Genomic DNA, 8,015 nt, shown 5'->3' on the forward strand with positions numbered 1-8,015 from the left:
AGCCGGCCCGCTGCAGGCGCGAAGTCAGATGTGCCTCTGCTCGTCGGCGGCGGAGCGACGACCTCCGTACGAGGCAACCAGAGCGTCAGCGACGGCGGCTGCGTCTGCATCGGCCACATCCGCCGGGTACTCCGGCAGCAGGTCGTCCCAGACGGGCATCCACGACCCGAATAGCTGGGCCTGCCCCTCGGGCCGGGCGAAAAACCAGAGGTGCAGGTGTGCGGCTCCGTCCCCGAACCGGTAGACGTGGGCCCGGGAGATGTGAGGCAGCGACTGCACGTGGCGGACGATGTGAGTGGTGAGCACCCCAAGTTCGGCGCCCAGCTCATCGGGCAGATCCGCCATGTCGTAGTGGTCGCGTGGGTAGAGCATCAGCACCAGTGGCACACCGACGCCCGGTATCCGGGCCAGGCGCCACCGGTCGTTGAACCAGATGCCTTCGTCTCTGGCGCGGCACACGTCGCAGTCCGCCGGGTCCTCACCGTGCCGCCCGGGCTCGGGCAGAACGGGCGGGCGCAGCGGCGCGACACGAAGTCCCTCCGGTTCGAACGGGCTGATGTCCCATCCGGTCATCCGTGCCAATGGAAGCCGAAGCTCATCATCCGCAGCCGCACGTGCGTGGTCGTAGAACTCATCGGGTCGCAAGGCCATGATCGGAAGACTAGCGGCGCCCTGCAGGCCGATGGTGACCTGGCTGATCAGCTGATGAGTGGACCCGCACCCACAGACGGGCGTGCACTCTGCTGTGGGGCCGTCTGTGGGCCTTTGCTTCTCGTGGCGGCGGCGCGGACTGTGGCACCACGTTCCCCTCGACGACCGATTCGTTGATCACGCACGGCTCCGTGGGTGGGTTCCCGCGCAGCTGAATGACGATCAGCTTGTGCAGATCGCGGACACAGTCTTCCCTGACGATGAAGCATGAGACGCCGCCCAGAGAGACCCCAGGATTGCCCGCGATTGATCGTGGATGTTGTGCCTTGAGGGGCCAGGGCTAGGCTCGTGGCTGATCACGGTTACCGACGAGGGGGTTCAGAGGCATGAGCGGGAGAGTGACGGCGGTCAGCAGCAACGGGGAGTACTCGTTCACCAAGCCGAGCCGGGACAGCGTCAGATTGCTCGCAGGGCTTGGTGTGGAGGGGGACGTGCACGCCGGTGTGACGGTCAAGCACCGCTCGCGCGTCGCGCAGGATCCCACCCAGCCGAATCTGCGCCAGGTCCACCTCATTCATGAAGAGCTCTTCGCCGACGTCGGCGAAGAAGGGTTCAAAGTGGCGCCCGGCGAACTCGGCGAGAACATCACCACGCGCGGCATCGATCTGCTCGGCCTGCCGGTCGGCACATTGCTGCGCATCGGCGACTCCGCAGTCCTGGAAGTCACCGGCCTCCGCAATCCCTGCCTGCAGATCGACAACTTCCAGGACGGGCTGCTGAAGCAGGTCGTCGGCCGTGACGAGGCGGGGAACATCGTGCGCAGAGCCGGAATCATGAGCATCGTGAGGGAAGGCGGTGTGGTGCGCCCTGGCGACACGGTCGAAATGGAACTTCCCAGCGGTCCGCACCGACCCCTGGACCGGGTCTGACCAGCTTCCCGGGCAGCCGGTGACATGACGACGGCTGCGCGGGTTCTTGAGGTGTGAAGATCACTGCGGCGTCGCACGCCAACATCTCGGCGAGTTGACCGAAGAACTCGCGCCGCGCTGGGAAGCGCACTGCGAGTCCGCGCGGCACGAACGGCGCCGGGGCGCGCGCCGACGGCATGCCGGAGCCGGCCCCGAGGCACGAACTCGTCTTCATCGACCGGCTGCCGGCCACCCTGGTTCACCTGCGCACCGGCCCCACCCACGAGGCTCTCGGCGTGATCTACGAGGTGGGTCCCCGACCGGTCCGGGCCGGCGACTGCACACCCTGGAGGACGTGTTCGCCCACGCCGCCGCCGAGAGCATCAGCCTGCGCATCGACGGCACCGAGACCCAGGTCCGGCGCCCCAGGGCCAACCGGCCTGGCAGGCGGGCCTTCGTCTCCGGCAAGCGCAGGCAGAACACCATCAAGACCACCACCATCAGCGATCAGCAGGGCCGCACCCTGTGGCCCGGCGCGATGCGTCCGAGCAGGGCCTCCTTCAGGCGGAGCTTGCGCCTGCGCCGGATCCGCTGACGCTCGACCTGTCCGTTCTGTTCTTCCTTCCCGCACCTTTTTCTCGGGCTGCTTCCTGCTCCTGCGCGGCTTCTTCCAGGGCTTCCATGAGGTGCTTGCTGACGCGCATCCCGGCGGCGTCATGGTGGGCGCGGACCGTGGTGGAGTCCACGCCGACCGGCGACAAGTTCGTTCTTCCCACGCGGGCACCCTCGGCGATCAGGCCTTCCAGCAGGGCGGAGAAGACGCCGGCGTCCCGCCACACCCGGAAACGTCCGTAGACGGTGGCCCAGGGACCGAACTCGGCAGGCATCTCCCGCCACTGGGCACTGGACCGGAACCGCCAGATCACACCCTCGAACTGCTCCCGCAACCGCTGCGGGTACGGGCCGTACCTGCCGATCGGCAGGTACGGCCCGATGAACTTTCACTGAGCATTGGTGAGTTGCCTGCGTGTCACGACCACAGTCCTACCGGATCCCACTCCGCGAAGAGTGAAGAACTCAGAAGCTGATCACGACATCACACAGGCCCTAGTACTCCAGCAGGATTTCGCTGCCTGACGCGCAAATAGATCGCTTCCAAGGTCACCAAGGCCCTGGCGCCTTCGATTTGCGTACCCCACGGCGGGCGGCGAAGCCGCCCTGGGTCGCTGACCTGCGTTTTTCGCCGGGTGGCGGGAGTGTAGCGGGACTTCGATCGTGCAGGGGCAGTCTTATGGAGAGCGCCCCTCGATCGTGCGACAACGCCGCAGGTAGTGACAGCGGCGGGCGACTGCTTGGCGTCGACGGCGCCAGTTCGACCAGCTCAGCGCGTGGTGTCGTCCTCGGTGCCCTCTCAGGTGCGGGGGCCGGGCACGACAAGCTGCCAGGAGTCGCCGAACCTCCGCCACTGTGAGCTCGATGACCCCGGCTGTCCCACCTGTTCCGCCCCCTTTTCCCGGGGCTGGTGTGCCGTGGCGGCCAGGAAGGCGTGGGCGAGCATGGCCAGAGTGATGTGCCGATACCAGCCCACGTAGCGGCGGACTTCGTACTGGTCCAGGCCGCATTCGTTCTTTGCGGCCTGGAAGCATTCCTCGATCGCCCAGCGTGCCCCGCCAACCCGCACCAGCTCCTGGACGGTGACCTGAAGGGGTGCGTAGGCGAGGTAGTAGGCGATCTCGTCGGGCTTGCTGATGCTGCGCCGGGCCAGTGCCCACCGCATCCGGTGGGGGACCTCGCCCTGATAGTCGAACTCGGCGACGGCCGGCAAACGCACGGCTGCCCAGTGGTAGACGCGGGGCCCCTTCGCGCCGTCGCCGCATGAGATCTTCTCCCAGGCTTCGTCCGGGGCCTGCGCGAACAGAACCTCTATGCGTGAACACCCCACGGTGAACTGGGACTTGGGGACGGCCAGCACGTAGCCGACACCCGACTGCTCCAGCAGCCGGCGGAATCGATTGTCCTGACCGTGCTGGGCCAGTTCGCCCTTGGTGGCGAACTCCCGCTCGTCGGGGACCCTTGCGGTGCGGCAGCGTTCCCGGTCCTCGGTCCAGGACTTTGGGAGGTAGAGCTCTCGGTCGACCAGAGCCCTGCCGCGGGTGGTGGCGTAGGCGGCGAAGACGCCGATCTGGCAGTTCTCGGTCCGGCCGGCGGTTCCGGAGTACTGGCGCTGGACCCCAGCGGAGGTGGTGCCCTTCTTGATGAACCCGGTGTCGTCGATGATCAGGACACCGTCGACCTCGCCGAGCTTGTCGGCAACGTATTCCTGCAGGTCGTCGCGGATGTCATCGGGCTCCCACTTCGATCCGGCGAGGAGGTGCTGCAGGCCGTCAGGGGTGGAGTGGCCGGCCTGTTCGGCCAGCTGCCAGCTGTTCTTACGGGCTACCGGGGCGAGCAGCCCGCGCACGTAGTCCCGCATCCGGCGGCGGAGCTCAACTCGGCCGAAGCGGTGCCCGATGGTCAGGAAGAGGTCATCCAGTTCGAGGTCCCATTGCGCGGCGGCAGACTCGGTGATCACCCTCGGAGGCTGCCCCGCTGCTGTCATTACCTGCGGCGTTGTCGCACGATCGAGGGGCGGTCTCCGTGAGACCGCCCCCGCACGATCGAAGTCCCGCTACACTCCCGCCACCCGGCGAAAGACCAGGTCAGGCAGCGAAATCCTGCTGGAGTACTAGTCGTGCTTGGGCCAGATGAGGCCCTGATCGGTCCAGATGACACCCTTGTTGCGGCAGAGGCAGAAGGGGTGGCCGACGGGGTCGGCGTAAACGCGGAAGCCGTAGCCGTTGGGGCCGATGCAGTCCCGCTGCAGGGTCGCGCCGAGGGCCAGGACGCGGCGCTGTTCGGCCTCGATGTCGTCGACTTCGAAGTCGAGGTGGAACTGTTTGGGGTGCTCGCTGTCGGGCCACTGCGGGGCGCGGTAGTCCTCCACCTGGATGAAGGCCAGTTCGATCTCGCCGAACTGGATACCGGCCCAGTTCTCGTCACTGCCCTCCTTGACTGGGAGCCCCGTCACCTCAGAGTAGAAGGCTGCCAGCTTCATCGTGTCCGGGCAATCGATGATGAAGTCGGTTAGTCGTAGCATCCCGCGATCTTGCCACAAGATCAAAAGAGCCGGAGTTTGAGACAGGCCCCAGCCGTTCCTGCCAGTTCCCGGGGTGCTCACGCGGCCCGGAAACCGGGGGGTGCCGCCGCTGGCGGCACCCCCCGGGGGTGGCCCCGCCAAGCACGGTGGCGGGCGACGTGCCGAACGTCGGCGGCAGATGCCGCCAGGCACAGCCGCTGGTCAGCGCGTACACCACTGCCGTGAACACGGCCCGCTCGTCACACGGAGCGGTCCCACCACCTTGCGGACGAGCAGCGAACGACGGCAGCAACGGGGCGGCCGGCTCCCAGAGTTCATCAGGCACCAGATGCTTCGATGGATCAGCACCCACGACCGGCGTCATGCCGCACGAACATCACGTCACGTGAGACAACCTCTAAGCCTTGATTGGTGCCGCCGACCTGGCGGCCCGCTCGATCTTCGCGCAGTAGGCCGCACGGGCTTCCTCGTCGATCTGCTTCTCGTATTCGGCGCGCACCCCGGTCCGGCCGTCGAGGCCCTCGCGCAGGATATCGGCATGCCCGGTATGCCGGATGGACTCGCCGAGGACATGGACCATGACGGCGAACAGGTTCGTGTTGGGATAAGGCTCCAGCCACCACGGCACGTGGCCGCGGGCGTCGAGGGGAAGCTCGTTGATCGTCGCGTCCGAGTGTTCCCACGTGCGCCGGTAGAACCCGATGATCTGATCGCGGGTCTCGTCCTCGGTCGCCCACAGATCGCTGCCGTTGTAGTCCTGCCACCGGGGCAGCGGTTCCGGGGAAGGGCGGTCGAAGACCTCGCCGAAGTACCTGGCCTCGACGGTGGCCACGTGTTTGACCAGGCCGAGGAGGTTGGTCCCGGTCGCTGTCAAAGGTCGGCGGGCGTCGTATTCGGACAAGCCGTCGAGTTTCCAGAGCAGCGCCTCGCGGTCCCGCCGCAGTCTCCCGTGCAGGTTGTCTTTCGCGAATTCATCGATCATGCGGCATGAGCCTGCCATGGGCTGTTCGTGGTCTCAAGATCCAGTACATGGTCCGCAACGACTGGCAGAGCCGAGGCCTGGCCATGGCCGCCGCCCTGACCTGCTACAAGAAGCTCGCGAAACTTGCCACGTGAGACAACCTCCCAGTGACCACCGATAGCTGGTGTGACGGGCCGTTGATGTAGTGCCTGGGTCGGTGTTGTCACCTGGGTGGGTGTGCAGGTTGATTGGCCGGTGTGCGGGTCGCTGGGTGTCCGTTGTGGTGGTCGGGGCTGTCTGATGGGCGGTGCTGGCGGTTGCCAGGCGGGGGTGGTGGCCTGGTGTTTTCTCGGGTTGGCCGGGTTTTTCAGGTGTGCGTAGGCGTTCTGGTTTTTGTGCAGGTGTAATGGCCCGTCTATAGGTAGACGTGTCGGGGGCGTTGCTGCGTGGTGTGGATCCCGCCCAGAGCAGGTCGTGGGGCGGGAGTACGAGCCGACCCAGGCCGAGGGCTTTCGCGGTGTGGTCGAGGAAGCCGCGGTCGGCCTGGGGGTGGGGTGTGCGGGCGAGGTGCCGGGCGAGGGCGACGGTTTCGGGGTAGGTGACTGGATCGCGGCCGGTCAGCGCCCAGGATCGGCCTTGGGCGGGTGGTGGGTTGGTGTCCGCGAGGCGGGCCGGCCGGTTGTGCCAGCGTCGGGTCACGTGTACTGGGCGTGGACGGTTTCGCGATCCTTGTGCCGTCGGCGTCCGCGGCATGAGCCCGGCAAGCTCCACGCGGACAAGGGCTACGACTACGCCCACCTGCGGAAATGGTTACGCGGACGCGGCATCACACACCGCATCGCCCGCAAGGGAATCGAGTCCTCGCAGCGGCTGGGCAGCCACCGCTGGACCATCGAGCGCGCGATGGCCTGGCTCGCAGGCTGCCGCCGCCTCCACCGCCGCTACGAACGCAAAGCTGACCACTTCCTCGCCTTCACCAGCATCGCCTGCACCCTCATCTGCTACCGCAGACTCACCTAATGAGATGACTTCTTAATCGAGTGCGAGAGTCCCGGTCCGGGTGATACAAGGTCCGCGTGACTGATCATCTCTACTTCCCCACCCTGCTGCGGATGATTGACGAGCGTTCCGCCGCGTTCCGCGCCGCCGTCGCCGCGGCCCCCAGCCTCGACGCCGACGTCCCGTCCTGCCCGGGCTGGACGCTGTACGACCTGGCGAACCACCTCAGTGAGGGGGACCGCTTCTGGGCCTACATCGTGCTGAACACCGCGCCGGGCGACGAACGGCCGAGCAAGGACGGGCTGGCGGCGCCCAGAGAGCGCGAGGAGCTCATAACCTGGCTGGCCGACTCGACGGAGCAGCTGCTCACTGCTCTGCGCGAGGCCGGCCCGGACCGGGGCTGCTGGGCCTGGTGGGAGCCGCTGGCCTCGCCGCACACGGTGGCCGCCGTCGCCCGCCGCCGCGTCCCGGAATCGCTGATCCACACCTACGACGCCCAGCTGGCCTCCGGTACCCCGCAGGAGCTGCCGACGACCGAGGCGGTCGACGCCATCGAGGAGTTCCTCGCCACCGTCTGCACCGGCACGGTCCCGTGGCCGGGCGAGCCCGCCACCATGGACTACCACGCAGCCGAGGCCGGCTCCTGGCGCCAGACGGTGGACGCCGCCGGTTCCCGCTTCACCCGCCTCACCGCGGCGGAGGCCGCCGAGAGCAAGCCCACCGCCGCCATCTACGGCACGGCGAGCGAGATGGCCCTGCTTATGTACATGCGCATCCCGGCCTGCTCGCTGCGGATCGAGGGCGACGCCGACCTGCTCCAGCAGCTGCAGGACTGGGGCTGAGGCCGACCGGCAGATGGATCACTTGAGGCGTCGGGTGGTGGGGCGGCCGTTCCAGCGGTAGCGGCTCGTCGAGCGTCGGATGAGCATGCGGAGCCTGACGAGAGTGGCGGCGAGGAAGAGGTGGACGTCCACGACGCGTAGCCAGAGCCGTGGACCAGCGCGAGCACGATGTACTCGAAGACGGTCCGGTCTGGAATCCGTCGCCGGTGGCAACCCAGCGGATGGCTCTCGGCGTATCCCTTCCGCACGGCAGCAGAGCGGCGAAGCGGTCCCACAGGGGTTCCGAAAGGCATGCTGGGACCGCAGGCACGAGCCCTCCGGGTGATCACAGAGCGTCAAGAACTCCATGATCCCTCAGGCTCGTGCCTGCCTTGCGTTCGAGCCCGCCTGGGCTGCCCCACCCACCATTTGCCGGTCGGTCTAAGCTTGACTGTGTCGGGGATCTTGGAGTCGCCGGGGTCAGGTGCCCAGGGTGCGCCAGGACTTCGGCCGGGGGATCTCGTGCTGATCGAGGTAGG

The 8,015-nt window shown here is 67.4% G+C and carries 9 protein-coding genes and 3 pseudogenes; 5 read left to right on the plus strand and 7 right to left on the minus strand.

Features of this window, described 5'->3' with window-relative positions; all coding sequences use genetic code 11:
• Nucleotides 1-24: 24 nt before the first annotated feature.
• A complete protein-coding gene (locus ABTY04_RS36575; protein WP_352217754.1) occupies nt 25-573 on the minus strand; it encodes a hypothetical protein in 549 nt (182 codons plus the stop codon).
• A 464-nt stretch (nt 574-1,037) separates the two neighbouring features.
• On the opposite strand from ABTY04_RS36575, the gene ABTY04_RS36580 reads away from it, so the two are divergent.
• Nucleotides 1,038-1,580 carry an MOSC domain-containing protein gene (locus ABTY04_RS36580; RefSeq protein ID WP_352217755.1) on the plus strand — a complete coding sequence of 181 codons (543 nt, stop codon included), beginning with the start codon at nt 1,038-1,040 and terminating at the stop codon, nt 1,578-1,580.
• A gap of 334 nt (nt 1,581-1,914) precedes the next feature.
• Entirely contained in the window at nt 1,915-2,154 is a 240-nt protein-coding gene (locus tag ABTY04_RS41325) for a hypothetical protein (protein WP_502996792.1), read from the plus strand.
• Here the strand turns inward: ABTY04_RS41325 and ABTY04_RS36585 are convergent.
• The 5 genes and pseudogenes from ABTY04_RS36585 to ABTY04_RS36605 all read right to left on the minus strand — a co-directional run.
• Nucleotides 2,088-2,554, minus strand: a pseudogene (locus ABTY04_RS36585) (transposase); the annotation flags it as partial. The gene ABTY04_RS41325 and the pseudogene ABTY04_RS36585 sit on opposite strands and share 67 nt — an antisense overlap.
• A 416-nt stretch (nt 2,555-2,970) precedes the next feature.
• On the minus strand, nt 2,971-4,158 hold the full coding sequence (locus ABTY04_RS36590; RefSeq protein ID WP_502996793.1) for an IS701 family transposase: 1,188 nt from the start codon (nt 4,156-4,158) through the stop codon (nt 2,971-2,973).
• A 126-nt stretch (nt 4,159-4,284) separates the two neighbouring features.
• Nucleotides 4,285-4,695 carry a VOC family protein gene (locus ABTY04_RS36595; RefSeq protein WP_352217756.1) on the minus strand — a complete coding sequence of 137 codons (411 nt, stop codon included), beginning with the start codon at nt 4,693-4,695 and terminating at the stop codon, nt 4,285-4,287.
• A complete protein-coding gene (locus ABTY04_RS36600) occupies nt 4,628-5,059 on the minus strand; it encodes a transposase (RefSeq protein WP_352217757.1) in 432 nt (143 codons plus the stop codon). The genes ABTY04_RS36595 and ABTY04_RS36600 overlap by 68 nt, the downstream gene beginning before the upstream one ends.
• A 33-nt stretch (nt 5,060-5,092) precedes the next feature.
• A complete protein-coding gene (locus tag ABTY04_RS36605) occupies nt 5,093-5,677 on the minus strand; it encodes a DinB family protein (RefSeq protein ID WP_352217758.1) in 585 nt (194 codons plus the stop codon).
• A 5-nt stretch (nt 5,678-5,682) separates the two neighbouring features.
• On the opposite strand from ABTY04_RS36605, the gene ABTY04_RS36610 reads away from it, so the two are divergent.
• The 3 genes and pseudogenes from ABTY04_RS36610 to ABTY04_RS36620 all read left to right on the plus strand — a co-directional run bounded on the left by ABTY04_RS36610 (nt 5,683) and on the right by ABTY04_RS36620 (nt 7,497).
• On the plus strand, nt 5,683-5,811 hold the full coding sequence (locus ABTY04_RS36610; RefSeq protein ID WP_352217759.1) for a hypothetical protein: 129 nt from the start codon (nt 5,683-5,685) through the stop codon (nt 5,809-5,811).
• A gap of 580 nt (nt 5,812-6,391) precedes the next feature.
• Nucleotides 6,392-6,676 (plus strand): annotated as a pseudogene (locus ABTY04_RS36615) (transposase); the annotation flags it as partial.
• Between the two features lie 56 nt (nt 6,677-6,732).
• Nucleotides 6,733-7,497, plus strand: coding sequence for a maleylpyruvate isomerase family mycothiol-dependent enzyme (locus tag ABTY04_RS36620; protein WP_352217760.1), 765 nt, complete (start codon nt 6,733-6,735; stop codon nt 7,495-7,497).
• 137 nt (nt 7,498-7,634) lie between these two features.
• Here the strand turns inward: ABTY04_RS36620 and ABTY04_RS36625 are convergent.
• Nucleotides 7,635-7,807, minus strand: a pseudogene (locus ABTY04_RS36625) (IS5/IS1182 family transposase); the annotation flags it as partial.
• Nucleotides 7,808-8,015: the final 208 nt, after the last annotated feature.

The sequence above is a fragment of the Streptomyces sp. NPDC097981 genome, assembly GCF_040302565.1.
GTDB lineage: Bacteria > Actinomycetota > Actinomycetes > Streptomycetales > Streptomycetaceae > Streptomyces.

Bases quoted from the DNA above. Each gene is read 5' to 3' on its own strand.
- ABTY04_RS36590 (WP_502996793.1), bottom strand. From the start codon at position 4,158: ATGACAGCAGCGGGGCAGCCTCCGAGGGTGATCACCGAGTCTGCCGCC.
- ABTY04_RS36580 (WP_352217755.1), top strand. From the start codon at position 1,038: ATGAGCGGGAGAGTGACGGCGGTCAGCAGCAACGGGGAGTACTCGTTC.
- ABTY04_RS36575 (WP_352217754.1), bottom strand. From the start codon at position 573: ATGACCGGATGGGACATCAGCCCGTTCGAACCGGAGGGACTTCGTGTC.
- ABTY04_RS36600 (WP_352217757.1), bottom strand. From the start codon at position 5,059: ATGACGCCGGTCGTGGGTGCTGATCCATCGAAGCATCTGGTGCCTGAT.
- ABTY04_RS36610 (WP_352217759.1), top strand. From the start codon at position 5,683: ATGAGCCTGCCATGGGCTGTTCGTGGTCTCAAGATCCAGTACATGGTC.
- ABTY04_RS36605 (WP_352217758.1), bottom strand. From the start codon at position 5,677: ATGATCGATGAATTCGCGAAAGACAACCTGCACGGGAGACTGCGGCGG.
- ABTY04_RS36595 (WP_352217756.1), bottom strand. From the start codon at position 4,695: ATGCTACGACTAACCGACTTCATCATCGATTGCCCGGACACGATGAAG.